Genomic DNA, 25,858 nt, shown 5'->3' on the forward strand with positions numbered 1-25,858 from the left:
CTAAAAAGGAGAATAGCCATGAACGAAGAAAAAGATGTAAAAAAAGAGGAAGTAAAAACTGGAAGGGCGAAGAAGGTAAAAGAAGTGGAATCTCCGGTAAAATCGGGTTTGAAATCAAAGGGAGATATTGTACAAAACTGGCTGCCGAGGTATACAGGAAGGCCACTGGAAGCATTTGGCCAGTATATATTGCTGACTAACTTTAGCCAGTACGTACAGATGTTTTCGGATTGGAACGACAACGCTCCGATCATGGGACTGGATAAACCGATGCAAAGTGTAACAGCCAACGGAATTACCATTATAAATTTTGGCATGGGCAGTCCAATGGCTGCAACGATGATGGATTTGTTAACGGCAATCAGCCCAAAGGCTGTTTTATTTTTGGGAAAATGTGGCGGATTGAAAAAGAAGAGCCAGCTTGGCGACCTGATCCTGCCTATTGCGGCCATAAGAGGGGAGGGAACATCTAACGATTATTTACCTGCTGAGGTACCGGCTTTACCGGCTTTTGCGCTGCAGAAAGCCATATCAACCACGATACGTGATTATTCCAGAGATTATTGGACAGGGACCTGTTATACCACCAACCGCAGGGTTTGGGAGCACGATAAGGCCTTTAAAAAATACCTGAAAACGCTAAGGGCGATGGCTGTAGATATGGAAACAGCAACGATCTTTACCACAGGCTTTGCCAATAAGATACCGACAGGTGCTTTATTGCTGGTTTCAGATCAGCCCATGATCCCTGAAGGGGTAAAAACGTCAGAAAGTGATAGTAAAGTGACTTCGAACTATGTGGAGACCCACCTCAGGATAGGGATCGATTCCTTGAAACAACTGATCAATAATGGGCTTACGGTTAAGCACCTGCATTTTTAATCGTCGTTAAGACTTTTAGGATAGTCAAACTGGAGTAACCTGCCGGTATGGTGACTGATCAGTTCCCAATTGTCATCAGGGAAGCTGATCAATACAGTACCACAGGTAGGGATGTTGTAAATGTCGGCATCACTGAGGTAGTTGGCCAGGTCTGTAAATCCGGGATTGTGCCCAAAAATTGCAATGTAATCGTATTTGTTGTCGAGGTTGTTGACCACCTTCATCAGGGTTTTGACATTTGCTTCATAGATTAAAGGTTCTTCCCTGATCTGTGCCACTGATTTTTTCCAGGCTTGTACAAAATGTTTGGCCGTAGTTATTGCCCTCAGCGCCGGACTGCTGACGATCTGTTGTGGAACCAGGTCTTTTTGAAGTAACCTGGCTGCCATTTCGGGTGCATTTCTATGCCCCCTTGGATTCAGTGGTCTGTCAAAATCTGCAAGATGTGCATTTCCCCATTCTGATTTACCGTGTCTGACTAATAGTATTTTTTTCCCCATCGCTGATTTTATTGAGTACACTATTTATAACAACTGATTCTTGTAAATTGTTCATACAGGCAAAGTCTCCCCGGTAGCATGGAACATTGCCGTAGACAGCGCAGGGACGGCAATAGAGATCTGTTTGTACTGCATCATTTATGGATTGCCCATAGCCTAAAAAACCGGCATAAGGATGGGTTGCACCCCATACAGAAACTACCGGTACGTTTTTTAAGGAGGCAAGGTGCATACCGGATGAATCCATACTCAGCATTACATCCAGATTTGAAATGAGTTTTAATTCTTCTTCCAGGTTGATTTTGCCAACTGCGGAAATGATATTTTCATGTTTTTGTTCCCATTGCCTGGCTGTTTCGGCTTCCCCTGCCGAACCGCCAAATATAAAGAGCTGATGTCCGGAATTGGCCAGGGCAAGCAATACGATCTCTGTTTTTTGCAGGGGATATACTTTCTGTTTATGCTGTGCAAATGGACTGACCCCAATCCATTTTTTTGTTTTGGGTAAAGGGATAAAGGGAAAGCGCTCGGGTTTTAATGTTTCAGGTTGCCTTTCTTTTATGGTATTTTTAAGTTCAAATGGGAAGCCTAATGCTTTAAATACTGCTGCGTAGCGCACCACAGTTAGTTGAATAGGCCTGAGTATTTTATGGTGTTTGCGGGTTAACGCTGCTTTTTCCTGCCTGCCCTTATCTATCTTGGCAGTTTTTATGCCTGTAAGAAAAAACAACAGGCACAATATTTTGCTCCTGAGGTTATTGTGCAGATCGGCAACGGCCGTAATCTGATGCTTTCTGAGTTCCAGAAAAAGTTTGATCAGACCCCAAAAGCCTTTGTGCTGATGCCCGGGTTCAAATGGGTGAAAACTTAGATTGGCAATGTCATTAAAGAAAGGTTTAAATAAAGTACGGCTCACTACCACCAATGCTGTATCCGGATAATTCCGCATCAGCTCTTTTAATACCGGGGCAGTCATCGCTACATCTCCCATGGCAGAGAAACGAATCACCAGTATTTTATTGCTGCCCCTCATTCATTATTTGTATTGTAGAGTACCGGGTTAAGATTCGGGTCGTTATACATTTTCATCTGCTTGTATACTTTCATATACTTTGAACCGTTTTCAATATCCCGTATCAATTCATCTAAGCTATTGGAAAGATCGGTTCTCTGGTTTAGCAAGATGTTAAGTTTTTGTTTACAAAGGTTTTGATGTTCTTCAGTAGCATCCGTCCTTACGGTTTCGGCTGCCATGTGGTATACCTTTAAGGCCAGGATCGATAGGCGGTCAATTACCCATGCCGGGCTTTCAGAATTGATCCTGGCATCAGGTCTGGCCTGAACATTTTTATATTCTTCCAGGAAATAACTGTCTATGTATTCCACAACATCTGTCCTTTCCTGGTTGGAGGCATCAATCCGTCTTTTCCATTGCAAGCCTTCAACAGGATTGATCTCCGGATTCCGGACCACATCTTCCATATGCCATTGCACCGTATCTATCCAGCATTTTAAATAGAGCAGGTGCTCAATAGAACTGATGCGGTATGGATTTGCTATGGGTTGATCTATATTGTTGTGGATGTGATAATCATTAATTGCCTCTCCGAATATTTTGTTGCAAAGCTTACTAATCATAACTCAAAGGTAAGGATAACTATTTTTTATTACCGAAGTATTGGGAGATATTTGCTAAGGATAACGCATTCAAACATTGCTTCGCGCTTAAACCACCTTTTCTGCCTACCAGAATTCCGTAGTGCATGTCATGAAAACCCTCTTTTCTATGGGCATCGGGATTTACAGAAAGCAATACACCTTTTTCCAGGGCGTAGTGGTGCCAGCGCCAGTCGAGATCAAGACGTAGTGGATTGGCGTTGATCTCGATCACCACGTTATTGGCAGCACAGGCATCAATAACTTTGGTATAGTTAATGGGGTAGCCTTTTCTGCTGAGCAGCAACCTGCCTGTGGGATGGCCTAAAATGGTGGTATAAGGATTTTCTATAGCTTTGATCAGACGGGCAGTGGCTTTCTCCTCGTCCATGCGGAGATTGCTGTGTACAGAGGCCACTACAAAGTCGAATGTTTTCAGGATCTCTTCACTGTAATCCAGGGATCCATCATTCAGGATATCACTTTCTATCCCTTTGAAAATCCGGAAAGGGGCAAGCTTGACATTTAAGGCTTCAATTTCCTGATGCTGGGCATATACGCGCTGTTCATTTAGTCCGTTTGCATAAAATGCTGACCGGGAGTGGTCGCAGATACCGAGGTATTCGAGTTGCAGCTGCTCTTTACAGAAAACAGCCATTTCTTCGAGGCTGTGCACTCCATCGCTCCAGGTAGAGTGGTTGTGCAGGCTGCCTTTCAGATCAGCATCAGTAATCAGCAATGGCAGCTTATTTTCTTTTGCCAGCTGGATTTCGTTGAGCCCCTCTCTCAATTCGGGTTCCACAAACGCCAATCCCGCTTTTTGATAGATTTCGATTTCGCTTTCAAATGGGCCCGGACCTGCCAGTTTGAGTACCTCATTTACATGTTGTTCATTACCTGTGCGCTTAAACCAGTCCAGGTAAAAATTTGATTTTGGAGTTACGTAAAGCTTTATTTTTAAGCCAAACGGGCTGTTGGCCAGGTAATTTCCATCGGCCTGTTGTTCAAACAACAAGGCCTCGAAAGCGCTGATCTTGTCTTGTATTTCTGCCTGATCTTCAGCACCGATAAGCAGTTCAATTTCCTCTACGATCTCAGCGCATCGCCGGTAGGCCCCGGCAATGCCCAGCAAAGGTTCTCCACTGACTGTATTTAACCATATGGCCAGGTCTGCATAGAGTGTATTGACCAGGTTTTCAGTTTGTGCATATAAGAACTTACCCTGGGCGGCCATTTTAAATTCAATGATCTTTTTGATCTCTTCCTGGGTTTTTAACCCGAAACCTTTGGCTTCGATCAGTCTGTTTTCATTACAGGCATAGTAAAGTTCACCGATGTGCTCTATAGCCAGGTCTTTCCAGATGACTGCAATTTTTTTTGGCCCTATGCCTTTAATGCCCAGCATTTCCACAATCCCGTCTGGTGTTTGGGAAAGGATTTGCTGCAGTTCGATCATTGAACCCGTTTCCAGGAGTTCACAGACCTTGGCTGAAATGCTTTTTCCCAGGCCATCAATCTGGGCAATCTCCTCCAAAGTTTTTCCAGACACTGCATAGGGGAGTTTGTCCACTTTAAATGCGGCATTGGCAACAGATTTGATTTTAAAAGGATTCTCATTGTGTAATTCCATCAATTGAGAAAGCAGTCGCAGGTTGCGGGCAATGGTTTTATTTTCCATTTAATCAGGAAGTTTTATTGAACTTTAATTTCAAATGGCATCCTGGTCTGAATACCAGATCTGGATATCGCCGATTTTATTTGCTGAAAAACCTGGTAACTGGCACCAAGTTCCTGTTTGGTATAATAGGTTCTTACTTTGTCAGTCGTGTTTTCCATCAATGATTTAAAAGGATCGCGCATTTCAGGGTACTCAACTACAGTGTAATCTTTGATTTTCGCTTTTTTAGCAGCAGCAGTTATGGCATCGTTAAAGCTACCTGTTCTATCAGCCAGCCCGATCCTGACGGCATCAGTGCCAACCCAAACCCGGCCGCCGCCAATGCTGTCAATATAAGCTTTTGTTTTCTTACGTCCATCTGCTACCCGGGTAATGAAGCTATCGTATACCCGGTTCACGTCATTCTGAACAATAAGCCTTTCGCCGGCTGTCATGGGCCGGTCTACACTCATGATATCCGCATATTTCCCGGTTTTAACACCGTCAAAGGTAATCCCGAGTTTATCGTTAAACAACTTTTGGAAATTTGGGATGACTCCAAACACACCAATAGAACCGGTTATGGTATTTGGCTGGACAAATATAGAGTCGGCCGCACAGGCAATGTAATATCCACCAGAGGCTGCTACATCTCCAAAAGAAGCAATCACAGGTTTTACTTTTTTAGTAAGTACAATTTCCCGCCAGATCACATCAGAGGCAAGCGCGCTGCCCCCCGGGGAATTTACCCGTAAAACAATGGCCTTGATGTTTTCATCCAGGCGTGCTTTCCGGATTGCTTTGGAGATGCGCTCTGAACCAATCTGCTCATCAGAGCCTTCTCCTCCTGTAATGTCGCCGTTGGCATAAATTACAGCCACCTTGCGGTCACCTGAGGTGTTTTGATCTTTCGCCACATTTCTGGCATAATCGTTAATGGAAATGGTAGTCAGGTTATTTTTTTTAACTGTTCCGCTAAGGGCTTTCAGTTCTTCTATAATCTGGTCTTTATACTTCAGTTCGTCTACCATTTTATAAGCAAGCGCATCTTTGGGCTGCTGAATCTTATAGTCATCTGCGATCTGGAAAAGCGTTTCGGTACTGATGTTCCTGCTTTTGGCTATGCCATCTAAAAAGGTAGAGTATAAACCATGCAGATAAGCGGTTACCTGTTCGCGGTTTTTGTCGCTCATTTTCTCTGCAAAGAAAGGTTCAACAGCACTTTTATAATTGCCAACTCTTACAATCTGAGCTTCAATGCCTAATTTATCCAGGGCACCTTTAAAAAACATGGTCTCAGATTTTAATCCTTTAAACTCTAATGCACCTTCGGGATTTAAATAGACTTTATCGGCTACTGAAGCCAGGTAATAAGCACCCTGCGTATAAACCTCGCTGTAAGCGATGATTTTCTTTTTGCTTGTTTTAAAATCAATCAGCGCATCCCTGATTTCCCGCATGGTAGCAAAGCCAGCCTGGGGAGAACTTACACTGAGGTAAATACATTTGATGTTGTCATCTGTTCTGGCTTTTTTTAAAGCCCGGATCATATCATTAAAACCGATGCTTTTATCGCCGTCAGAGCCAACTATTGGTAATCTGGACAAAGGATCCTCGGCGGTACGTTCAGTTATGGCCTGATCCAGGTTGAGGAGAAGTACAGAATTGTTACTGACATTAACTCTCTCTTCCTTCAGAGAGGTTTTAACCACCCCAACGATCAGCACCACAATAAATATTAAAAACAAGGCCAGTGAAATAACTACGCCTACAACTGTTGCAAAAACATATTTAAAAAATTCTCTCATGTGCCAGGTAAATATTTAATTTGTAAAGGTAAATAAAAAAAAGCCTCGGATCTTTATATGCAATTGGATAGTGAAAATGTTTATTTGTTACTGGGAAGTAATTTAGGGGATAGAAAGTTGCTGATAAACGAAGCGCTGGAGCAGATCGGAAACCGGATAGGGAAAATATTGCTGACCTCGTCTTTTTATGAGACAGCAGCATGGGGAAAAGAAGATCAGCCTGGTTTTCTTAATGTTGCCGTTGCTGTTACTACGGTTCTCGATCCTTTGCAGGTATTAGAAAGGGTTTTGCAGATTGAACTTGATATGGGAAGGGTAAGAAAGGAAAAATGGGGTTCCAGGTTAATTGACATTGATATTATACTTTTTGGTGATCAGATTGTAGATGCCGGTGAGCAGTTACAGATCCCGCATCCGCAGATGGAGCACCGGAAATTTGTGCTGGTACCACTGGCAGAAATCGCCCCGGATAGTGTTCATCCGGTGTTTAAACGCACTGTATCTGAAATATTAGAAAGATTAAGTGATAATTTGAATGTATCAAAAGTATAAATTCGTTATTTTTGTCTATGATGATAAACTTACAGAAAAATAATGATCCTTTGGACCTGTCTTATTTAAGAGATATGTCTGGAGACAGCGCGGAATTTATCATAGAGATGATAGATATGTTTAAGCTTCAAACGCCTTTGTATATCTCTGATCTTGGGCAGGCAATTGCAGATGAGGATTGGCCGAGAGCATCAAACTGTGCCCATAAAATAAAGCCCACATTTGCCTACGTTGGCCGTGAGGATGCAAAAGAACACATGCAAATGATGGAAAACAATGCGAGAGACCTTAAAAACATAGCCGAGCTGCCGTTGGCATTTCAGCAGATCAGTGCTTTTGTAGAACATTTATATACCCAGCTTGATGAGGCTAAAGCAGACCTGGAGAAGCAGATTTAGGGCTGAATTGGTAAATTGCTTTTATTCAGGAACATTCCTGAAATGGACAAAAGATAGTCCAATGTAGAGCACCAGTATCAATGGTACAGCAGTAAACTGCAAAAAAACGATCAATAATGCCGACAAGATCAGGAAAACATACTTGACACGGTTCTTTTCCCAGGCGGCTGAATTGAATTTAAGCGAGAAGATCTTTATTTCACTAACCAGTAGCCAGCTGAGTAAAAAGGTAAGCCCGATCAGTAAAGGGGCAGAACCAATAATTAACGGATAGTCTTTTTGGATAAATGGTAAGGCTACGATGAATATGGTATTCATTGGTGTATTCAAACCAATAAAATCTTCAGTTTGCCGCTTGTCAATATTAAATTTAGCCAACCTCAGTGCTGAAAACACAGTGATGATAAATCCCAGGTAAGGCAAATACGTAGCAGCAGGGTTGCTCTTTGCCAGCAATTGAAACATGACCACTCCCGGCAAAAAACCAAAACTGACCATATCAGCCAGAGAATCCAGTTCTTTTCCTATGTCGGATTTTACCTGTAGTAATCTCGCTGCAAAACCGTCAAAAAAATCGAATATTCCCGAAAGCAGTACAAAATAGGCTGCCATTTCCAGCGCGCCATTGAAGGCATAAACAATACCTATGCAACCTGAAAACAGGTTGGCACAGGTAATGGCATTTGGAATATGTTTTTTGATCATGGAAAAGAAATCCTTTCTTTCAATTAACTATTCATTGAAATTAAGAACTCTTCATTGGATTTAGTACCTTTTATTTGAGCCTGGACAAACTCCATGGCTTCCTGGGCGTTCATGTCTGCCAGGTGGTTACGCAGGATCCATACACGTTGTAAGGTATCTCTGTCATGCAGGAGGTCGTCTCTCCGTGTGCTTGAAGCAGTAATATCGATCGCAGGGAAGATACGTTTGTTAGATAATTTACGGTCTAACTGCAGTTCCATGTTACCGGTTCCTTTAAACTCTTCAAAGATCACCTCATCCATTTTTGATCCGGTGTCTGTTAATGCAGTAGCCAGAATAGTTAAGGATCCGCCTCTTTCAATGTTACGTGCTGCACCAAAGAAACGCTTAGGCTTATGCAGGGCATTGGCATCAACACCACCAGATAAGATCTTCCCGGAAGCTGGGGCAGTCGTATTATAAGCTCTGGCCAGCCTGGTAATGGAATCTAACAGAATGACTACATCGTGTCCACATTCTACTAAACGTTTGGCTTTTTCCAGAACAATATTGGCTATTTTAACATGGCGTTCTGCCGGCTCATCAAAAGTAGAGGCAATTACTTCAGCCCTTACGCTCCTGGCCATATCAGTTACCTCTTCCGGACGTTCATCAATCAATAAAATGATCAGGTAAACTTCAGGATGATTTTTAGCAATAGCATTGGCTACCTCTTTCAGCAAATTGGTTTTACCGGTTTTAGGTTGTGCAACAATTAGACCACGCTGACCTTTACCAATAGGGGTAAACAAGTCTATAATACGGGTAGAATAGTTATTGGTTTCTGTAAAAAGATTTAATCTTTCGGTAGGGAATAACGGAGTCAGGTAATCAAAAGGCACACGATCCCGGACATCGGCAGGTAAACGGCCGTTAATGGTTTCAACCCTTACTAAAGGGAAATATTTTTCGCCTTCTTTTGGTGGACGGATGCTTCCCTTTACGGTATCACCTGTTTTCAGGCCAAACAATTTGATCTGTGACTGCGATACATAAATATCATCTGGTGAGGACAGGTAATTGTAGTCTGCAGACCTTAAAAAGCCGTATCCATCGGGCATAATTTCCAATACCCCTTCATTGGTGATGGTATTGTCAAAATCAAGATTGGAGTAACTGTTTTCGTTTTGTTTATGGTTGCCGTTGGCATTTTGGTTTTTTGGTTTGTTTTCCTGTTGTGGCCTCTGCTTTTTTTGATCCGGGTTCAAAGGGGCAGCAGGGCTTTTAGGCTCATTCGGAAAAGAAGGTGATGCTACTTCAGCTGGTACTGCTGCCGGTGCCTCTTCCGTTAAAACTTCTGCAGGTGCTTCAAAAAAGGTTTCCTGCTTATAAGCTTCGCCAGCAGGCTTAGGCTCAAACAAAGAAGCCCTGTTAAAAGGTCTTTGCATTTTCTCTTCAGCAGCTTCTTTAGGAGAAATGCGGATTCTTTTCCTGGCTGGTTTATCGCCTTGGATATCTTTTGCAGAACTATCGTCTGAGCGTGCTTCCTTTACCGGATTCCCGGACAATTCGCTTTCCAGATCCGGTTGTTCTTTGGCTACCGGTGCTTTACGCTCTTTACCAATGCGCTCTTTATGGGTGTTTTCTTTAGCAGGACTGTTCTTTACAGCACTTTCCTTTACAGCTTTTGTTTTTGCAGCTTTTACAGGAGCTGCTTTTGGTGTAGTTTCAGCTTCCGCTTCTGCTTGCTGCTCAGTTATCTGGGCAATGATTTCAACCAGTTCAGCCTTACGCAATTCGTCTGCATTTAGAATGCCCTGAGTTTTTGCTATCTCACGCAATTCAGCAGTGAGTTTTTCATTTAATTCTGTTTTATTAAACATTATATGGATGTAGAGAAATTTTAAATGTGTTGTTTTTCTAAATTTTTATGATTGATAGCACAGAATGATACCAACTGAACAGTGCAAAAAATGCAATTATAAAAGGTGTTATAGCACAAAATTTTATGAGATTTTCTGGAATGGTCAGATAAACTTTAGAGAATTATGGTGCAATTGTATGTATTTGAAATCTAATCTCCAAGAAAAAGTTAAAATTGTTTGTAATAATTTACATTAAAACTTTTAAACACCAGCTTAAATCAGGCTGAAAATTAACATCTTTGTGTCCAAAATTACCCCCAGATGAATAAGAAACAACTATTTGAGCAAATCAAAACCAAGAAATCTTTTTTATGTGTTGGCCTCGACCCCGTTATGGACCAGATTCCAAAACACCTGCTCAGGTACGATAACCCGGTACTGGAATTTAACAAACAAATCATTGATGCTACAAAAGATCTGTGTGTTGCTTATAAACCCAATACTGCTTTTTTTGAATCAATGGGATTAAAGGGCTGGGAAACCCTGATCAGGACCTGGGCATATATTCCTAAAGATATCTTTACCATTGCTGATGCAAAACGAGGGGATATCGGCAATACTTCAGCTATGTATGCCGATGCATTTTTCAACCAGGAAAAATCGGGAATGAGTTTTGACGCCATTACCGTTGCTCCCTATATGGGTAAAGATTCTGTAGGGCCATTTTTAAACCATAAAGACAAATGGGTCATTCTTTTAGCCTTAACCTCAAACGCCGGGCATAGTGATTTTCAGCTGCATCAAACTCCCGATGGGAAATTATATGAAGAAGTCATCCGCATCTCCTCGCAATGGGCTGATAGCGAGCAGCTGATGTATGTGGTAGGCGCTACAAGAGGGGCAGAGTTTAAAAACATCAGGAGGCTTGCACCAGATAATTTTTTATTGGTGCCCGGTGTTGGTGCGCAGGGCGGAAGCCTTGCAGATGTTTGCGAATATGGATTAAATGCAACATGCGGCTTACTCGTCAACTCGGCCAGATCAATTATCTATGCCGGCAAGGATGAAGACTTTGCCGAAAAGGCACGTGCTGAAGCTTTGAAATTGCAGCAGGAAATGGAACAAATACTTGCATCTGCCAGCTTAATTTAAAGATATATAGATTGTTGCACCGCAAGTCAAAAAAAATGCTTAAATTGTAGTATGATAATCTTTAAAACATAACATGTTTCAGCGGATCATTACTTTTTTTGAAAAACGGAGCTTTGGTGTATGTACTTACTTAGCAGAGCGGCTAAATATATCCATTAGTAAAATCAGGCTGTTTTTTATCTATTCCTCTTTTTTGGCAGTAGGTTTTCCAATTGTATTTTATGTACTGGCAGCACTGGTACTTGATGTGCGGCATTACGTTAAGAAGATCAGGATGCGGATCTGGGATGTTTAATTGATGCCAAGGATGTCTGCAATTTCCATAAAACCTTTTTCCTTTGCTAAATCTGCAGGTAGCTTGCCACCTTCCATTCGCATGTCTACCTCCGCACCATTTTCAAGTAATAAGATGATCAGCTCAATTTCACCCAGTTGTGCAGCCGCATGTAAAGGTGTAAAACCCGCCTGCTGCGTCACGTTTACCTTGGCCCCGGCATTGATCAGCATTTTGGTAATGTTATAGTTTTTAGCGGCAACCGCCGAGTGGATCGGAAACACATTAAATCCGTTATTGGCAGGGATGTTTACTTCAGCGCCTTTTGAGATCAATAATCTGGCTATTTCTTCATTCCCAAAATAGGCGGCCAAACCCAATGCGGTAAAGCCGTCCCTGGAAAAAGAGTTGACTAGTTCAGGATTTTTTTCAGCTAATAAAGTGGCTTCGGGCAGTTTACCTAAAGCACTAGCCTCAAAAAGATCGATTGAGGTAGAAAAATTAGCTATCAGGGCAGCAATCTCAGGTTTCCTGTAATAGCAAGCCAACAAGACGGGCGATATGCCGTGGCTGGTAGTTTTACTGGCCAGCGCGGGGTCTTTGGTCAAAAGGTCAAAGATCTCCGGTTTGTTACCTGTTTCGATTAGTGTCTCAAGATCCGCCATTTTTAATGTTAAATTTCGGTTAAAATTGGTTAAATTATTTAATAATGGCAAATCAGTGATGGGAAAGTTATTCGTTATAAAAGTTTTTTCAGGAGCGAATTTATGATAACTTAGATCGATAAATTTGTTTTATATGCAGGATGCAAATTGTATATAAAACAAATTTATCTAAGTTTGTTAATTATTAATATTAGTAACGAAAGATGTCGGTAAGGGGAAACCAATTTAAGTCCAATTCATTCAAAAATGAACCAGGAGATAAGCAAAGCACAAGATCATCTGCTACCAGGCCCTTCAAGGAAAGAACAGAAATTCTGCCCCGGTTTAATTTTCAGGATGGCAGGTTATTTAAGATCATAGGCCTGTTGTTTATCGTCCTGTCCTTATACTTTTTGATTGCCTTTACGTCTTATTTATTTACCTGGCAGGAGGATTACAGCTATGTTATTGATGCAAATGGCGGCTGGAAAAATCTTTTTAAAACTTATGAAGAGCTTCAGCAGGTAAATATTCCTCCGGTTGTGCAAAACTGGCTGGGAAAAATAGGCGCTTTACTGGCGCACCAGTTCATTTATGAATGGTTTGGTTTAGCCTCATTCCTGTTCATTTTCGTCTTTTTTGTAATCGGTTACCGGCTGTTGTTCAAGGTTAAGATATTTGCAATAGAAAAAACATTGGGTTATAGCCTCTTCTTTTTACTGTTCACTTCATTGACCCTGGGTTTTGCACACGCCTTTTTTTCTAAAACACCTCATTACATTGAGGGTGAGTTTGGGTACTGGACAAACAAACTGCTGACTGCGCAGATCGGTGTTGCAGGGGTAGGGGGCTTAATTGCATTTCTTGGCTTAACGGTGCTGATCATTGCGTACAACATAGATTTTAAAATTCCGGAACGGAAAAAGAAAGACGAAGCCCTTATACCAGATGTTCCTGAAAACATTGAACTGGAAACAGAAATCCTGTCGGAACCGGTTGAATTTACCCTCAATGATAAATTAGGGAAACAACGCAAACAGGAACAAAACATTGTCATTACCCCTTCCAGGTTCGAGCCGCAGGAAACTGAAGAAGAAGTTGTGCCTGAATTTACTCCCGCTGTAAATGTGATGGGCCCTCCGCCGGTAGTACTTTCACCGGCATTGGAAACGACAATCCCTAAAGTGGAACCGGAACTGACCATCGAAAAAACGGAGGAGGATAAAAAATCAGAGGAACTGGTTGAGCAATTTGGTAATTATGACCCTACGCTTGATTTATCCAGCTATAAATACCCCCACCTTGACCTGTTAGAAAATTATGGTTCTAATAAGATATCGGTAAATTCTGAGGAGTTGGAAGCCAACAAGAATAAAATTGTGGAAACACTGAACCACTATAATATTGAAATTGACAAGATCAAGGCAACCATTGGGCCAACAGTAACGCTTTATGAGATCATCCCCGCTCCGGGCGTGCGCATTTCAAAAATCAAAAACCTGGAAGATGACATTGCTTTGAGCCTTGCTGCGCTGGGTATCCGGATTATTGCGCCGATGCCCGGTAAAGGAACAATTGGTATTGAAGTGCCGAATATGCATCCAGAGATGGTTTCTATGCGCAGTATCCTGGCAACAGAGAAGTTTCAGCAAACAACCATGGACCTGCCTATTGCCATGGGCAAGACCATATCTAACGAAGTGTACATTGGCGATCTGTCTAAAATGCCCCACCTGTTGGTTGCGGGAGCTACCGGACAGGGTAAATCTGTTGGTATCAACTCTATCCTGGTTTCATTGCTGTATAAAAAGCACCCTTCGCAGCTTAAATTTGTGCTGGTAGATCCTAAAAAGGTAGAGTTAACCCTGTTTAATAAAATAGAGCGTCACTTCCTGGCCAAATTGCCAGGCGAGGCTGATGCCATCATTACGGATACCAAAAAGGTAATCAATACGCTGAATTCCCTGTGTATAGAAATGGATCAGCGTTATGACCTGTTAAAAGACGCACAGGTAAGGAATTTAAAAGAATACAACGAGAAGTTCATCAAACGTAAGCTAAATCCCAACAACTCGCACCGCTTCCTGCCTTATATTGTGCTGATCGTAGATGAGTTTGCCGATTTAATGATGACGGCAGGTAAAGAGGTGGAAACGCCGATAGCACGTTTGGCACAGCTGGCCCGTGCGGTAGGTATTCACCTGGTGCTGGCCACACAGCGCCCTTCTGTGAACATTATTACGGGTACCATTAAAGCCAATTTCCCGGCCAGACTTGCTTTCAGGGTATTGTCCAAAATTGATTCCCGTACCATCCTGGATAGTGGTGGTGCTGATCAGCTGATCGGACGTGGTGATATGTTGTTGTCAACCGGAAACGATCTGATCAGGTTACAGTGTGCTTTTGTGGATACGCCGGAAGTAGACCGGATCTCGGAATTTATTGGTGCGCAAAGAGGCTATCCGGAAGCTTATCAGCTGCCTGAGTATATTGATGAAGCTGCGGAAAATGCTAAAGCTGATTTCGACCTGAGTGACCGGGATGCTATGTTTGAGGATGCGGCGAGGCTGATCGTTATGCATCAGCAGGGTTCAACATCCTTAATTCAAAGAAAACTGAAATTAGGTTACAACAGGGCCGGCCGGATCATCGATCAGTTGGAAGCAGCAGGTGTAGTTGGGCCATTTGAAGGCAGTAAGGCCAGGGAAGTGCTGATCCCTGATGATTATGCTTTGGAACAGTTCTTGAACAACCTGAATAACGAGCAATAGCGTTCGTAAATTTAATACACATGCTGATGAAATTATTGAAGAAAATTACCCTGCTGTTTATAGCTATAGGAATCGCTGGTGCTGCAACTGCCCAAACAGATGCAAAGGCAAAAACGATATTGACTGCAGTAAGTAAAAAATACCGTTCTTATGATGTGGTGAAAACTGATTTTACTTTACTTATTGAAAGCAAGCAGGCTAACGCCAGGGAAACGCAACAGGGTACGCTTTACATCAAAGCCAGATCCAATAAATATAAGGTGAGCATGACCGGACAGGAGATGATCAGTGATGGTAAGACCTTATGGACTTATTTAAAAGAAGAAAAGGAAGTTCAGGTTACAAATGTAGACCATAGTGATGATGCCCTGAACCCCGCAAAAATTTTTACCATTTACGAAAAGGGTTTTAAATATCTGTACACCGGCGATAAAAAGATAGGTGCTAAAGTTTACCAGATGATCGATCTGACGCCTACAGATATCAACAAGCCATATTTTAAGATTCGACTGAGCATAGATAAAGTAGCCAAACAAATTGCTACTGCTCTGGTTCTGGAAAAAAATGGCAACAGCTATACCTATAATGTAAAAACCTTTGTGCCCAATGCAAAAGTACCTGAATCTACTTTTACTTTTGACAGCAAGAAATATCCTGGCGTAGAAGTAGTTGATTTAAGGTAAATTGTTATTTTTGGTAATATGCTTGCAACAAATATATTTTGAAGATCACATTTTTAGGTACGGGCACATCTCAGGGCATACCTGTTATTACTTGCAACTGTGTAGTTTGCCAGTCTGCAGATCATAAAGATAAACGCTTAAGGGTGTCTGTATTGATTGAGACGGCTGATAAGACTATGGTGATAGACAGTGGTCCCGATTTCAGGTACCAGATGCTGCGTGCGGGGGTAAATGACCTTGATGCCATATTGTTTACGCACGAGCACAAGGACCATATTGCCGGCCTGGATGACATCCGCCCATTCAATTATCTTTTAAAAAAGAACATTGACATTTATGCTACTGAAAGGGTGCAGCATGCGCTGAGAAAAGAATTTTCTTATATATTTTCCGAAGTTCATTATCCTGGTTTACCGCAAATAGACCTGCATACAATTGATACTGAAACTTTTTATATTGGCGAAACTGCCGTAATCCCGTTGGATATCATGCACTATAAGTTACCCATTCTGGGTTTCAGAATCGCCGGTTTTACGTACATTACTGATGCAAAGACCATACCTGAAGCAACTGCGGAAAAGATTAAGGGTACCCGTATTCTTGTTGTAAACGCACTGCAGAAGGAACAGCACATCTCTCATTTTACCTTGGATGAAGCCATTACCTTTGCACAAAAGATGGGTGCAGAGACTACTTATTTTACGCACATCAGCCATAATTTAGGCTTGCATGCCCATGTGGAAAAAGATTTGCCAGCTAATATAAAATTAGCCTATGATGGCTTGACGATATTAGGTGAATAAGTATATATTTGCAAAACCAAATACCCGGGTGGCGAAATTGGTAGACGCACCAGCTTGAGGGGCTGGCGCTGGCAACGGCGTGGCAGTTCGAATCTGCTCTCGGGTACATGTCTTTAACACTGTGTTAGTATGGTGTTAAATCTTCTTAACAAAATTATTAAAGGAGCTGTAGATTAATTTCTGCAGCTTTTTTGATTTCGAGTATGATTTTCTAAATATACTACCGAGTAATATTCAAATTTAATTTGAATATTACTCGGTAGATTGCTTATCTTTGATTTATGATCGAACGTAGAATACAACAAGAACTGGATATGTTGCTTAAGACATTTCCAGCTGTCGCTTTGCTAGGTCCAAGACAAGTAGGCAAAACTACGCTCACCCGTGAATTGTTAAAAAACAGTCTACGGGAAGTGATATATTTTGATCTTGAAAATGATGATGACATAGCGCGTATGGAGAATCCTGCATTCTTATTTGAACAATATAAAGATGCTTGTATAGTTCTTGATGAAATTCAGCGTGTACCCGATCTATTCCGACAATTAAGGCCTGTTATTGACCAGAATAGAATGGTCGGAAGGTTTATACTTACTGGTTCAGCATCACCAGCATTGGTCAAAGGGGTTTCTGAATCTTTGGCTGGTCGTATTGCTTTTGCTGAAATGTCGCCGGTGAATCTATTGGAAGCGATTGGTAGTGGTATTTCGCGAGAGCAGCATTGGTTTAGGGGGGGCTTTCCTACTGCATTAACAAGTACTACCGATCAGCAATTTTCATTATGGGCAGAAAACTTTATCAGGGCATATATAGAGCGTGATCTTAGCCTACTTTTTGGAGTCAACCTTTCCGAAGTACTTATTCGTAATTTTTGGTATATGTTGGCTGCAAATACAGGAAGCATTTGGACCGCAGAAAATTATGCCAGGGCATTGGGTGTGAGTAGCACGACAATAAAGAGATATCTAGATTTTATGGAGGGGGCTTTCATGGTTAGGCAATTACCTGCATGGTACATCAACGTGGAAAAACGAGTAGTAAAAGCACCCAAAGTTTATATTCGGGACAGTGGCTTACTACATCAGTTAAACCGAATCAAAAGTAGTACTGAACTTCCCTTAAATCTCATTGTCGGTGCTTCCTGGGAAGGTTATGTCATTGAGCAGATCTATCAGTTGAAACCTAGATACCTAGAGATGTATTATTATCGAACGCAACATGGAGCCGAATGTGATGTCATACTGGTAGATGGGCTTAAACCTGTTGTGGCTATTGAAATTAAATATGCCACAGTTCCCTCTCTTTCTAAAGGTTTTTACAATGTTTTGGAGGATTTACAGATCGAAAAGGCATTTGTGATCACTCCTGGTGAAAAGCAGTATGCTTTGGATGAAAAAACGACAGTTAGCGGATTGCAATTTTTCTTGAAAAATATTTTAAGTGAACTGTGATCTGATGGTTCATTTTAATATGCTTTCGTATTACTAATAGTCTTGAAATGTATGGATATCCTTGATTTTCTTCATATCCTCAATGAAATTGTTCGTTAAATAAGAGTTTGGGAGTACACCAACTTATCAGCACCGGATAAGTTCACCGAAACAATTGTATCGGAATTGATAAAAAGCCTTCGGAAATTTCCGGAGGCTTCTTTATTTAATCATGCTACTGTGTCGCCATTTCCCTTTTTCTTTTCATATGCCTTTGCAGTTCCGAACCTTTGTAACTCGGATGCCTGCGCAGTTCGTTGATGTTGATTCTCAGCTGCTGGCCTTTACGCCATAGATATCCACCAGCGCTGATCAGAACATCATTTAAGGCATAGTGGATAAGTGCATTGTCTATGCCAGTAAGCCTCGATGCCTCATAGCAGTTCTTAAAAGAGCGGATCCAGCGTCCGTCCATATCGTATTGTGCAACCCCCGCCAGTTTTGCTGTTATTCTCGGGTCAACAGCAATTTTCTTCTTAATGGTCTTGCTCCAGATAAAGCCCCCATAGGTCATGCCCCGGCCTTTAATCACATCCCGGATGCCATTTTGATGTACACCCACTGCTTTTGCAGCCGTCAGAGTATTGATATGTGTGTCAACCAGGTTACCTTGCAAATCATATTGCCCAACGGTTTGTTGTTTTGCTGCTAATGGTGAGGCATGGTACCACTTTTTCTTAAGTAGGGCCTCAATGTCAATTTGAGGTTCATTGCCTGGCCGCCAAAGATAGCCGCATGCGGTAACGGACCTGCCGTCGTTTTTGGTTGCAACATGGATATTGCTGGTATTGGTATTCATGGCTTTAGCTGCAACTGAAGTATTTTTATAGGTTTCCAGCAATTGCCCGCTTAAAGAGTAACGGCTGACAAGCCATCTTCCTGTTTGTTTAACTGCCTTTGGTTTTTCTGTGATCTGTTCCATTTTTTAACGAATTAAGCTTAGACCTGTGTTTACCGGAGGGTTGATTGGAGAGCGGCTTGGACAGGAACACCTATTTGTGCGATATATGCAAATATGTTCATATTAAATTAATTAAACCAAATAATGTTGATGGAAGGATTTGGTAAATATTTTAACGTTTATTTTCTGGTTTTGTTTCACTAAAGCAATCCGCTTTCTGCATCAATTGTGCCAGAGTTTAGCGCTATGCTGGGTTTGAGAAATTAATACCGGTGTTTTAACATTTTTTTCTGGCCTGAGATCATCCTAAGCCGGATTTTCATAGTTTTTAATTTTTTTCAGGAGGTAATCTGATGATTTTGGTATGTGGATTGTATAGACTTATGTCTCTAACCTTAAACAAAATTTATCTATGGAAAACATGACCCTGAATGCTGAGATCTGCAAGCACCAGAATTGCCTGGAAGCCTTTGCCCTGAAATTTACCGGAAACACTGAAGATGCCGGAGACCTGGTGCAGGACACCGTCATTAAAGCCATACGCTATCATGCCATGTATAAAGAAGGGACGAATTTACGGGGCTGGCTGTATACGATCATGCGGAATACATTTATTAATGATTATAGAAAAGGGGCAAAGCGCAAATCCATCATGGATACCTCTGAAGATCTTTCTTCTCATCAGCTGAGCCGTAGTGCGGCCAGTAACCTGGGAGAAAATAAATTTGTGATGGAAGACATCAATAAGGCTTTGGATAAATTGCCTGCTGATTATTCAGTTCCTTTTTTAAAGTATTTTGAGGGATATAAGTATCATGAGATCGCTGATGAGTTACAAATACCAATCGGCACCGTAAAAACCCGCATTCACATGGCACGTCAGGCCCTGAAAGCCCAGCTGAAAATGTATAGCGAGCGTATGGCAGGGCAGGCAGCACTTATTTAATGCTTAGTGTATAAATACACCGTATAAATCGAAACAATTTTCATTTCAATAGGTTCTTTACATACATCAGTCAATTCTTGCTGAAGTTTAAAAATTTATGGCCCGGAAAAAAGAACGGATCCATTTAAAACTAACATTATGGCAAAAAAGAATGGCCCGGTAAAACCGGGAAACCAACCCGAAAATGAAAAAACTAGATCCCTGCAGCCGCATACTGCTGATGCTACAGGTGAATGGATGACAACCGATCACGGTGTCCGGATCAATGACGATCAGAATTCGTTAAAAGCAGGCGAACGTGGCGCCACGTTGCTGGAGGATTTTATACTCAGAGAGAAGATCACCCATTTTGATCATGAACGAATTCCAGAGCGGATTGTTCATGCAAGGGGATCGGGAGCCCATGGTGTATTTAAGCTGTATAAGTCGCAGGCTGCTGTTACCAAGGCCCATTTTTTAAATGATACGGAAACAGAGACTCCTGTATTTGTACGGTTCTCTACCGTAGCAGGATCCAGGGGATCTACGGATCTGGCGAGAGATGTGCGCGGATTTGCGGTAAAGTTTTATACCCAACAGGGCAATTTTGATCTGGTAGGAAATAATATGCCAGTATTTTTTATCCAGGATGCCATGAAATTCCCGGATCTGGTTCATGCTGTAAAGCCAGAACCCGACAACGAAATGCCACAAGCTGCCTCGGCACATGATACCTTTTGGGACTTCATTTCACTGATGCCCGAATCTGCTCATATGATCATGTGGGCAATGAGTGATCGTGCCATTCCCCGGAGCTTAAGGATGATGGAAGGGTTTGGCGTACATACTTTCAGGCTCATTAATGAAAAAGGGGAGGCCTGTTTTGTTAAGTTTCATTGGAAACCTTTGTTAGGCGTGCATTCCGTAGCCTGGGATGAGGCGCAGAATATTTCCGGAAAAGATCCGGATTTTCACCGCAGGGATTTGTGGGATGCCATTGAAAGCGGGGCTTTTCCTGAATGGGAGCTTGGCCTGCAGATCGTTCCTGAAGCGGATGAATTTAAGTTTGAATTTGATTTGCTTGACCCGACTAAACTCATACCTGAAGAATTGGTGCCGGTACAGCGTATTGGTAAAATGACTCTGAACCGCAATCCTGATAATTTCTTTGCCGAGACCGAACAAGTTGCCTTTCATGTCGGCCACATTGTGCCTGGAATAGATTTTAGCAATGATCCTTTAATGCAGGGCCGGTTATTTTCCTATACCGACACTCAGCTGATCCGGTTAGGCGGACCAAATTTTCATGAAATTCCGATCAACCGTCCGGTTGTTCCGGTACACAATAACCAGCGAGATGGTTTCATGCGGCAAACCATCAATAAGGGGAAAACAAGTTATGGCCCCAACTCAATAGGTCACAATGATCCTGAACAGGCCAAATCGGCTGACGGTGGTTTTACTTCCTACCAGGAGCGGATTGACGCAAAAAAAGTAAGGGCAAGAAGCAAAAGTTTTTTTGATCATTTCAGTCAGGCTACACTATTTTTCAACAGCCAGTCTGAACCGGAAAAGAACCACATTACTGATGCCTTAAGTTTTGAACTTGGAAAAGTAAAAACAATAGCTATCCGCGAAAGGATGCTGGGTATTCTTTCGCTGATTGACCTGAAACTGGCTGCCAATGTAGCATCTGCCCTGGGATTGCCGGTATCTAAAGCACCACAGCAACCCATTAACCATAGCATTCCTGCCGATGGTAAAATTGCAGATTATCAGCCTTTAATTGTGAAGAGTAGTTTAAAATCATCTGCTGCTTTGAGTATGGCGAATACTGTTAAAGACACCATTAAAACCAGGAAAATAGCGATTCTTGCAGCAGATGGTGTGGCTGCAGATTCCTTAAACCTGGTAAAAAAAGCGCTGGTAGCTGCTGGAGCAGTAGTGGAACTGGTAGCTCCGAAACTTGGGGTGATAAAAGCTGCTGATGGTAGCGGTATTCCGGTTGATCAGAGTTTTTTAACTGCTGCTTCTGTACTTTACGATGCGGTATATGTACCTGGAGGTGCAAAAAGTATAGCCGTATTGGAAACGGAAGCCAATGCCATTCATTTTCTAAACGAGGCCTTTAAACACTGCAAAGCGATTGCCGCAGACCAGGATGCCATAAAAGTGCTGGAAGCGACTTACTTTTCCAAAAAGCTTCCTAAGGATGCTGCAGATGAAACTATACGTAGAGAAGGTGTGGCTATTGGGAGCGATGCAGCTAAGCTGGCCAAACAATTTATCATGGCCATTGCTCAGCATCGTTTCTGGGAACGGGAAAAGCCGCGAAAAGTTCCGGCATAAGTAGAAATACCCTAATAGAAATGCCCGGCAGCTCAACTGCCGGGCATTTCTGTATATACAAAGTTGGGTTAATTTTCTAACAGTTCAATTGCAGCTTCATTTCCCTGTTGCGCAGCCAGATCAACCACTGATAAGCCGCGAACATCCAGTACCGTTTTGTCGGCACCATTGGCCAGCAGGAGTGCTAATACATTATTTCTTCCAAACATGGCAGCAAACATCAGGGCTGTTCCGCCATTGCCGTGTTGCAGGTTCAAATCAGCTCCGCAATTGATCAGCAGTGCTGCAATATCCCCATAACCTTTAAAAGCTACGCCCATTAATGCGGTGTTTCCTCCCTGATCCTGCGCATTGGCATCGGCGCCAGACTCCAGCAGCAACTTGGCCGCCTGATATTGGTTGTTGTAGCAGGCGATGATCAGCGGCGTATACCCTTTTTCATCCCTTGTGTTGAGGTCAGTTTTTTGCCGGATCAATTCCTGTAATACTTCTATGTTCCCTATCCTTGCGGCATGGATAATGAGCTGTGTAGTTTGTGTCATAATTCAAATATGCTGATGAATGTTTAACAACAGGCATCCGTAAAATGTTTTGATGTCAGCCAAAAACAGCCGCCATTAATGTCCGCTTAAAAGGATAGAAAACCGGGGATTCCCGGAAGCGCTGATACAATTGCATTTGGTAGTGCCCGGTAAATGTTTTTTTGAGCTCTTCCGGCAATTTTTCCAGATAAGGAATCAATGCTGTGCCAGAAACCCAGTCTGCCAAAGCTGCTGCATCCTTGAGCACATGAGGATAGACCTTTTCGAAAACAGTAATTTCTGAGCCACCCAGATCAAACAGTATCTTTGCATAAGATTCAATATTCAGTACCGGGGATATCCTTGTCCAACCGTTTAACGCAGAACAGTAAGGCTCCTGCGCAGCTAAATTACGAATGGTTTCATGGGTAAAATGGTCATGATTAGAAGGTATCTGGACCAGCAATTGTCCGCCAGGTTTCAGCATCCCTATAACTGAAGGAATCAAAGTTTCGTGATTTTGCAGCCATTGTAAAGCTGCATTTGAAAAAACGAGATCCCATCTGGAATCTTCTTTTAGCTGCTGTTCAATACTCCGCTGCTCAAAATTTAACCCCTCAGCTTCAAATTCAACCGCCCCTTGCAGCATCTCTGCGGAAGCGTCAATGCCAAGTACGTTTGCATTTGGCAGATAGTCTGCCAGTTTACGGCTAAGTTCGCCCGTACCGCAACCCAGATCGATCACCTGCAGATCTTGCCTGACCTTTAGTAAGGTCAGTAAGTCGTAAAATGGCGCGAAGCGCTCGGCTTTAAATTTATTGTATACTTCAGGGTTCCAGGGCATTGTTATTTTTTGATTGCAGGATTAAAATACGAAATCATGTGCATAAAAAACTAATTGCTTTGAATCTTGTTATTATTGTCTATATTTAATTATTAAATATCTAGACAAAATGAAGTATTCTATTTCCGATCTTGAACAATTGTCGGGCGTACAGATCCATACCATCCGTATCTGGGAGAGGAGATATAATGCCCTTAAACCTATGCGCTCGGCAGGTAATACCCGTTTTTATGACGATAACCACTTGCGTAGACTGCTGAATATTGTAGGCTTAAGCCAGTCGGGCATGAAGATATCACAGGTGTGTTCGCTTTCTGACCAGGAAATTGATTTGCTGTTGAAGCAGGAAATAGACGATACGGTATCTGATGATGCCCAATTTGAATATTACATTTCACAATTGCTTAATTTTGGTTTGGCATACAATGAGCATAAGTTCAGTCAGCTCATCTCAAAATGTATCAATGACCATGGCATGACAGCCAGTTACAAAAATGTAATCTATCCGTTGCTTGTACGGTTGGGTTTGATGTGGCGAAGAGATCATATTTGTCCTGCACAAGAACATTTTTTATCAAATATCATCCGGCAAAAATTGTTTGTGGCCATCAATGATGTGGTCATAAAAGGTGCTGCAGGTTCATCCTGGATGCTTTTTTTACCAGAAGATGAGGATCATGATATCGGTTTGCTGTTTGCGTATTATATGTTAAAACTTTCGGGCCAGCAGGTAATTTTTTTAGGTGGAAGAGTTCCGCTTGAATCGCTTAAAGATGCGATGGTACATAATAAGGTGCAGCACATGCTGCTGTTCATGGTTCGCTCAAGGACTTTAACTGACGCATCAGCTTATCTGGATGAATTGAGTGCTGTTTTTGGAGATACAACAATTCACCTCGCAGGCAACTCCAGACTGATCAGTCAGTTAAAGCTGGCCGAAAACATCAACTGGTTCCAGTCGATCCAGGATTTTGAAAAAAACATTAAAAACATAACGCATGTCAACTAAAACCAGAAAAGAAAGGCCGCGTATGGCTGTAATAGGTGCTGGATTTGCCGGCATCAGTGCGGCGGCATATCTTGCAAAACAAGGTTATCAGGTTGAAGTTTACGAAAAGAATGCAGAAATTGGCGGAAGGGCAAGGCAGCTGACTACCGAAAACGGTTATGTGTTTGATATGGGCCCAAGTTGGTATTGGATGCCGGATGTTTTTGAGCGTTTTTTTAATGACTTCGGCTATAAAGCGAGTGATTTTTATGAGCTGAAACTCCTTGATCCGGGCTTTTCGATAGTGTTTGATCTGCAGCAACAACTGGATATTCCGGCAGATTTTGAGGAATTATGTAGTTTATTTGAATCGATAGAGCCCGGAAGCGCCTTAAATCTCCAGTTTTTTCTGAAAGAAGCAGCATATAAATACAAAGTTGGTATGGAAAAACTGGTGTATAAACCAGGACTTTCCTTGCTGGAGTTTGCAGATAAGGACCTGATAAAAGGAGTATTTAGGCTAGATGTATTTACAGCATTCAGCAAACACGTCAGAAAATATTTTAAAGATCCCAGGCTGATCGCTTTAATGGAATTTCCCGTACTTTTTTTAGGTGCAATGCCCGAAGATACCCCTGCCTTATACAGTTTAATGAATTATGCGGGTTTAAAGCTGGGTACCTGGTATCCAACGGGCGGTTTTGGAAATGTCATTCATGCAATGAAAACAGTAGCTGAAAAACAAGGGGTAAGATTTCATTTGAATCTGCCTGTAAGCGGTTTAAAGAAAACCGGAAAAAATCTGATTGAACTGAGTACATCCACCGGCAGTCAGAACTTTGATGGAGTTATTGCTGCAGCCGATTACCATCATGTTGAAACCTGCCTGTTGGATGAATTGCAGCGGAATTATACAGCAGAATACTGGGCTAAGCGGGTTATGGCACCGTCCTGTCTGATTTTCTATATTGGTGTAACCACAAAGATTGACAGGTTGAACCACCACACTTTGTTTTTTGATGAAAACCTGAAACAACATGCTTTTGAGATTTATAAGGAGCCACAATGGCCTTCTAAACCCTTGTTTTACGTGTGCTGTCCCAGTAAAACAGATGATACGGTTGCGCCAGCCGGACACGAAAATTTATTTATACTGATGCCGCTTGCACCTGGTGTAAAGGATAGCGAAGATCTAAGAGCGCAATATTTTGGCCTGATCATGAAGCGCCTGGAAAACCATGCTGGCCTGGACATCAGGGCAAATATAGATTATAAAAAAAGCTATTGTGTAGCTGATTTCATTTCAGATTACAATTCTTACAAGGGAAATGCCTATGGTCTTGCCAATACGATCAGGCAAACCGCCAATTTAAAACCTTCTTTAAAGAATAAAAAGATTGACAACCTTTTTTATGCAGGGCAGCTTACCGTCCCCGGACCAGGTGTGCCCCCATCCATCATTTCCGGAAATATAGCTGCAAAACAAATGATAAAGTACTTTAATGATTAAC

At 42.1% G+C, this 25,858-nt stretch carries 24 protein-coding genes and 1 tRNA gene; 14 read left to right on the forward strand and 11 right to left on the reverse strand.

The window, feature by feature from the left end; all coding sequences use genetic code 11:
• Positions 1-18 precede the first annotated feature (18 nt).
• Positions 19-882 (forward strand): AMP nucleosidase, encoded by an 864-nt coding sequence (locus R2Q85_RS00185; RefSeq protein ID WP_316809715.1) that lies wholly within the window; start codon positions 19-21, stop codon positions 880-882.
• Here R2Q85_RS00185 and R2Q85_RS00190 read toward each other — a convergent pair.
• From R2Q85_RS00190 to sppA, 5 genes are read right to left on the reverse strand one after another with little or no spacing between them, the layout of a single operon-like run.
• Positions 879-1,382 carry a SixA phosphatase family protein gene (locus R2Q85_RS00190; RefSeq protein WP_316809716.1) on the reverse strand — a complete coding sequence of 168 codons (504 nt, stop codon included), beginning with the start codon at positions 1,380-1,382 and terminating at the stop codon, positions 879-881. The two genes, R2Q85_RS00185 and R2Q85_RS00190, sit on opposite strands and share 4 nt — an antisense overlap.
• Entirely contained in the window at positions 1,348-2,415 is a 1,068-nt protein-coding gene (locus tag R2Q85_RS00195; RefSeq protein WP_316809717.1) for a glycosyltransferase family 9 protein, read from the reverse strand. The genes R2Q85_RS00190 and R2Q85_RS00195 overlap by 35 nt, the downstream gene beginning before the upstream one ends.
• Entirely contained in the window at positions 2,412-3,020 is a 609-nt protein-coding gene (locus R2Q85_RS00200) for a DUF4254 domain-containing protein (RefSeq protein ID WP_316809718.1), read from the reverse strand. Before R2Q85_RS00200 ends, R2Q85_RS00195 begins: the two co-directional genes overlap by 4 nt.
• 19 nt (positions 3,021-3,039) lie before the next feature.
• Complete coding sequence (locus R2Q85_RS00205; protein WP_316809719.1) at positions 3,040-4,716, reverse strand: DNA polymerase/3'-5' exonuclease PolX; 1,677 nt, start codon at positions 4,714-4,716, stop codon at positions 3,040-3,042.
• 14 nt (positions 4,717-4,730) lie between these two features.
• Positions 4,731-6,503, reverse strand: coding sequence for a signal peptide peptidase SppA (gene sppA / locus R2Q85_RS00210; protein ID WP_316809720.1), 1,773 nt, complete (start codon positions 6,501-6,503; stop codon positions 4,731-4,733).
• Positions 6,504-6,560: 57 nt separating this feature from the next.
• On the opposite strand from sppA, the gene folK reads away from it, so the two are divergent.
• Both folK and R2Q85_RS00220 read left to right on the forward strand, forming a co-directional pair.
• Complete coding sequence (gene folK, locus R2Q85_RS00215; RefSeq protein ID WP_316809721.1) at positions 6,561-7,055, forward strand: 2-amino-4-hydroxy-6-hydroxymethyldihydropteridine diphosphokinase; 495 nt, start codon at positions 6,561-6,563, stop codon at positions 7,053-7,055.
• A 17-nt stretch (positions 7,056-7,072) separates the two neighbouring features.
• Entirely contained in the window at positions 7,073-7,453 is a 381-nt protein-coding gene (locus R2Q85_RS00220) for an Hpt domain-containing protein (protein ID WP_316809722.1), read from the forward strand.
• Positions 7,454-7,474: 21 nt separating this feature from the next.
• Here the strand turns inward: R2Q85_RS00220 and pssA are convergent, their stop codons facing one another.
• Together pssA and rho are read right to left on the reverse strand one after the other, a co-directional pair.
• Positions 7,475-8,158: a CDP-diacylglycerol--serine O-phosphatidyltransferase gene (gene pssA / locus R2Q85_RS00225; RefSeq protein WP_316809723.1), complete on the reverse strand. Its 684-nt coding sequence runs from the start codon at positions 8,156-8,158 to the stop codon at positions 7,475-7,477.
• A 23-nt stretch (positions 8,159-8,181) separates the two neighbouring features.
• Positions 8,182-10,020, reverse strand: a complete 1,839-nt coding sequence (gene rho, locus R2Q85_RS00230) for a transcription termination factor Rho (RefSeq protein WP_316809724.1) — start codon at positions 10,018-10,020, stop codon at positions 8,182-8,184.
• Positions 10,021-10,323: 303 nt separating this feature from the next.
• Here rho and pyrF point away from each other — a divergent pair, with 303 nt between their 5' ends.
• Together pyrF and R2Q85_RS00240 are read left to right on the forward strand one after the other, a co-directional pair.
• The gene (pyrF, locus tag R2Q85_RS00235) at positions 10,324-11,154 is read left to right on the forward strand and encodes an orotidine-5'-phosphate decarboxylase (protein ID WP_316809725.1); all 831 of its coding nucleotides are present in this window, start codon (positions 10,324-10,326) and stop codon (positions 11,152-11,154) included.
• Between the two features lie 73 nt (positions 11,155-11,227).
• Complete coding sequence (locus tag R2Q85_RS00240) at positions 11,228-11,449, forward strand: PspC domain-containing protein (protein ID WP_316809726.1); 222 nt, start codon at positions 11,228-11,230, stop codon at positions 11,447-11,449.
• Here R2Q85_RS00240 and R2Q85_RS00245 read toward each other — a convergent pair.
• On the reverse strand, positions 11,446-12,093 hold the full coding sequence (locus R2Q85_RS00245; protein WP_316809727.1) for an ankyrin repeat domain-containing protein: 648 nt from the start codon (positions 12,091-12,093) through the stop codon (positions 11,446-11,448). The two genes, R2Q85_RS00240 and R2Q85_RS00245, sit on opposite strands and share 4 nt — an antisense overlap.
• Before the next feature lie 203 nt (positions 12,094-12,296).
• Here R2Q85_RS00245 and R2Q85_RS00250 point away from each other — a divergent pair, with 203 nt between their 5' ends.
• From R2Q85_RS00250 to R2Q85_RS00270, 5 genes are all read left to right on the forward strand, one after another.
• Complete coding sequence (locus tag R2Q85_RS00250) at positions 12,297-14,843, forward strand: DNA translocase FtsK (RefSeq protein ID WP_316809728.1); 2,547 nt, start codon at positions 12,297-12,299, stop codon at positions 14,841-14,843.
• A 26-nt stretch (positions 14,844-14,869) separates the two neighbouring features.
• On the forward strand, positions 14,870-15,526 hold the full coding sequence (locus tag R2Q85_RS00255; RefSeq protein WP_316809729.1) for an outer membrane lipoprotein carrier protein LolA: 657 nt from the start codon (positions 14,870-14,872) through the stop codon (positions 15,524-15,526).
• 38 nt (positions 15,527-15,564) lie between these two features.
• Positions 15,565-16,329, forward strand: coding sequence for an MBL fold metallo-hydrolase (locus R2Q85_RS00260; protein ID WP_316809730.1), 765 nt, complete (start codon positions 15,565-15,567; stop codon positions 16,327-16,329).
• A gap of 22 nt (positions 16,330-16,351) precedes the next feature.
• Positions 16,352-16,435 (forward strand) — tRNA-Leu (locus R2Q85_RS00265).
• A 175-nt stretch (positions 16,436-16,610) separates the two neighbouring features.
• A complete protein-coding gene (locus tag R2Q85_RS00270) occupies positions 16,611-17,780 on the forward strand; it encodes an ATP-binding protein (protein ID WP_316809731.1) in 1,170 nt (389 codons plus the stop codon).
• A gap of 214 nt (positions 17,781-17,994) precedes the next feature.
• Here the strand turns inward: R2Q85_RS00270 and R2Q85_RS00275 are convergent, their stop codons facing one another.
• Complete coding sequence (locus tag R2Q85_RS00275) at positions 17,995-18,741, reverse strand: NUMOD1 domain-containing DNA-binding protein (RefSeq protein WP_316809732.1); 747 nt, start codon at positions 18,739-18,741, stop codon at positions 17,995-17,997.
• A 391-nt stretch (positions 18,742-19,132) separates the two neighbouring features.
• Between R2Q85_RS00275 and R2Q85_RS00280 the strand changes: the two genes are divergently transcribed.
• Both R2Q85_RS00280 and R2Q85_RS00285 read left to right on the forward strand, forming a co-directional pair.
• On the forward strand, positions 19,133-19,666 hold the full coding sequence (locus tag R2Q85_RS00280) for an RNA polymerase sigma factor (RefSeq protein WP_316809733.1): 534 nt from the start codon (positions 19,133-19,135) through the stop codon (positions 19,664-19,666).
• 138 nt (positions 19,667-19,804) lie between these two features.
• A complete protein-coding gene (locus R2Q85_RS00285; RefSeq protein WP_316809734.1) occupies positions 19,805-21,994 on the forward strand; it encodes a catalase in 2,190 nt (729 codons plus the stop codon).
• Positions 21,995-22,062: 68 nt separating this feature from the next.
• Here the strand turns inward: R2Q85_RS00285 and R2Q85_RS00290 are convergent, their stop codons facing one another.
• Both R2Q85_RS00290 and R2Q85_RS00295 read right to left on the reverse strand, forming a co-directional pair.
• Positions 22,063-22,536 (reverse strand): ankyrin repeat domain-containing protein, encoded by a 474-nt coding sequence (locus tag R2Q85_RS00290; RefSeq protein ID WP_316809735.1) that lies wholly within the window; start codon positions 22,534-22,536, stop codon positions 22,063-22,065.
• 55 nt (positions 22,537-22,591) lie between these two features.
• The gene (locus R2Q85_RS00295; RefSeq protein ID WP_316809736.1) at positions 22,592-23,359 is read right to left on the reverse strand and encodes a methyltransferase domain-containing protein; all 768 of its coding nucleotides are present in this window, start codon (positions 23,357-23,359) and stop codon (positions 22,592-22,594) included.
• Between the two features lie 109 nt (positions 23,360-23,468).
• Here R2Q85_RS00295 and R2Q85_RS00300 point away from each other — a divergent pair, with 109 nt between their 5' ends.
• On the forward strand, positions 23,469-24,368 hold the full coding sequence (locus tag R2Q85_RS00300; protein ID WP_316809737.1) for a MerR family transcriptional regulator: 900 nt from the start codon (positions 23,469-23,471) through the stop codon (positions 24,366-24,368).
• Positions 24,358-25,857, forward strand: a complete 1,500-nt coding sequence (locus R2Q85_RS00305) for a phytoene desaturase family protein (protein WP_316809738.1) — start codon at positions 24,358-24,360, stop codon at positions 25,855-25,857. The genes R2Q85_RS00300 and R2Q85_RS00305 overlap by 11 nt, the downstream gene beginning before the upstream one ends.
• Position 25,858: the final 1 nt, after the last annotated feature.

This window comes from Pedobacter heparinus, assembly GCF_032678725.1.
In the GTDB taxonomy this organism is placed as follows: Bacteria; Bacteroidota; Bacteroidia; order Sphingobacteriales; family Sphingobacteriaceae; genus Pedobacter; species Pedobacter heparinus_A.

Excerpts from the sequence above, each read along its gene's own strand:
- R2Q85_RS00185 (WP_316809715.1), top strand. The coding sequence starts at position 19 with ATGAACGAAGAAAAAGATGTAAAAAAAGAGGAAGTAAAAACTGGAAGG.
- R2Q85_RS00190 (WP_316809716.1), bottom strand. The coding sequence starts at position 1,382 with ATGGGGAAAAAAATACTATTAGTCAGACACGGTAAATCAGAATGGGGA.
- R2Q85_RS00195 (WP_316809717.1), bottom strand. The coding sequence starts at position 2,415 with ATGAGGGGCAGCAATAAAATACTGGTGATTCGTTTCTCTGCCATGGGA.
- R2Q85_RS00200 (WP_316809718.1), bottom strand. The coding sequence starts at position 3,020 with ATGATTAGTAAGCTTTGCAACAAAATATTCGGAGAGGCAATTAATGAT.
- R2Q85_RS00205 (WP_316809719.1), bottom strand. The coding sequence starts at position 4,716 with ATGGAAAATAAAACCATTGCCCGCAACCTGCGACTGCTTTCTCAATTG.
- sppA (WP_316809720.1), bottom strand. The coding sequence starts at position 6,503 with ATGAGAGAATTTTTTAAATATGTTTTTGCAACAGTTGTAGGCGTAGTT.
- folK (WP_316809721.1), top strand. The coding sequence starts at position 6,561 with ATGCAATTGGATAGTGAAAATGTTTATTTGTTACTGGGAAGTAATTTA.
- R2Q85_RS00220 (WP_316809722.1), top strand. The coding sequence starts at position 7,073 with ATGATGATAAACTTACAGAAAAATAATGATCCTTTGGACCTGTCTTAT.
- pssA (WP_316809723.1), bottom strand. The coding sequence starts at position 8,158 with ATGATCAAAAAACATATTCCAAATGCCATTACCTGTGCCAACCTGTTT.
- rho (WP_316809724.1), bottom strand. The coding sequence starts at position 10,020 with ATGTTTAATAAAACAGAATTAAATGAAAAACTCACTGCTGAATTGCGT.
- pyrF (WP_316809725.1), top strand. The coding sequence starts at position 10,324 with ATGAATAAGAAACAACTATTTGAGCAAATCAAAACCAAGAAATCTTTT.
- R2Q85_RS00240 (WP_316809726.1), top strand. The coding sequence starts at position 11,228 with ATGTTTCAGCGGATCATTACTTTTTTTGAAAAACGGAGCTTTGGTGTA.
- R2Q85_RS00245 (WP_316809727.1), bottom strand. The coding sequence starts at position 12,093 with ATGGCGGATCTTGAGACACTAATCGAAACAGGTAACAAACCGGAGATC.
- R2Q85_RS00250 (WP_316809728.1), top strand. The coding sequence starts at position 12,297 with ATGTCGGTAAGGGGAAACCAATTTAAGTCCAATTCATTCAAAAATGAA.
- R2Q85_RS00255 (WP_316809729.1), top strand. The coding sequence starts at position 14,870 with ATGAAATTATTGAAGAAAATTACCCTGCTGTTTATAGCTATAGGAATC.
- R2Q85_RS00270 (WP_316809731.1), top strand. The coding sequence starts at position 16,611 with ATGATCGAACGTAGAATACAACAAGAACTGGATATGTTGCTTAAGACA.
- R2Q85_RS00275 (WP_316809732.1), bottom strand. The coding sequence starts at position 18,741 with ATGGAACAGATCACAGAAAAACCAAAGGCAGTTAAACAAACAGGAAGA.
- R2Q85_RS00280 (WP_316809733.1), top strand. The coding sequence starts at position 19,133 with ATGGAAAACATGACCCTGAATGCTGAGATCTGCAAGCACCAGAATTGC.
- R2Q85_RS00285 (WP_316809734.1), top strand. The coding sequence starts at position 19,805 with ATGGCAAAAAAGAATGGCCCGGTAAAACCGGGAAACCAACCCGAAAAT.
- R2Q85_RS00290 (WP_316809735.1), bottom strand. The coding sequence starts at position 22,536 with ATGACACAAACTACACAGCTCATTATCCATGCCGCAAGGATAGGGAAC.
- R2Q85_RS00295 (WP_316809736.1), bottom strand. The coding sequence starts at position 23,359 with ATGCCCTGGAACCCTGAAGTATACAATAAATTTAAAGCCGAGCGCTTC.
- R2Q85_RS00300 (WP_316809737.1), top strand. The coding sequence starts at position 23,469 with ATGAAGTATTCTATTTCCGATCTTGAACAATTGTCGGGCGTACAGATC.
- R2Q85_RS00305 (WP_316809738.1), top strand. The coding sequence starts at position 24,358 with ATGTCAACTAAAACCAGAAAAGAAAGGCCGCGTATGGCTGTAATAGGT.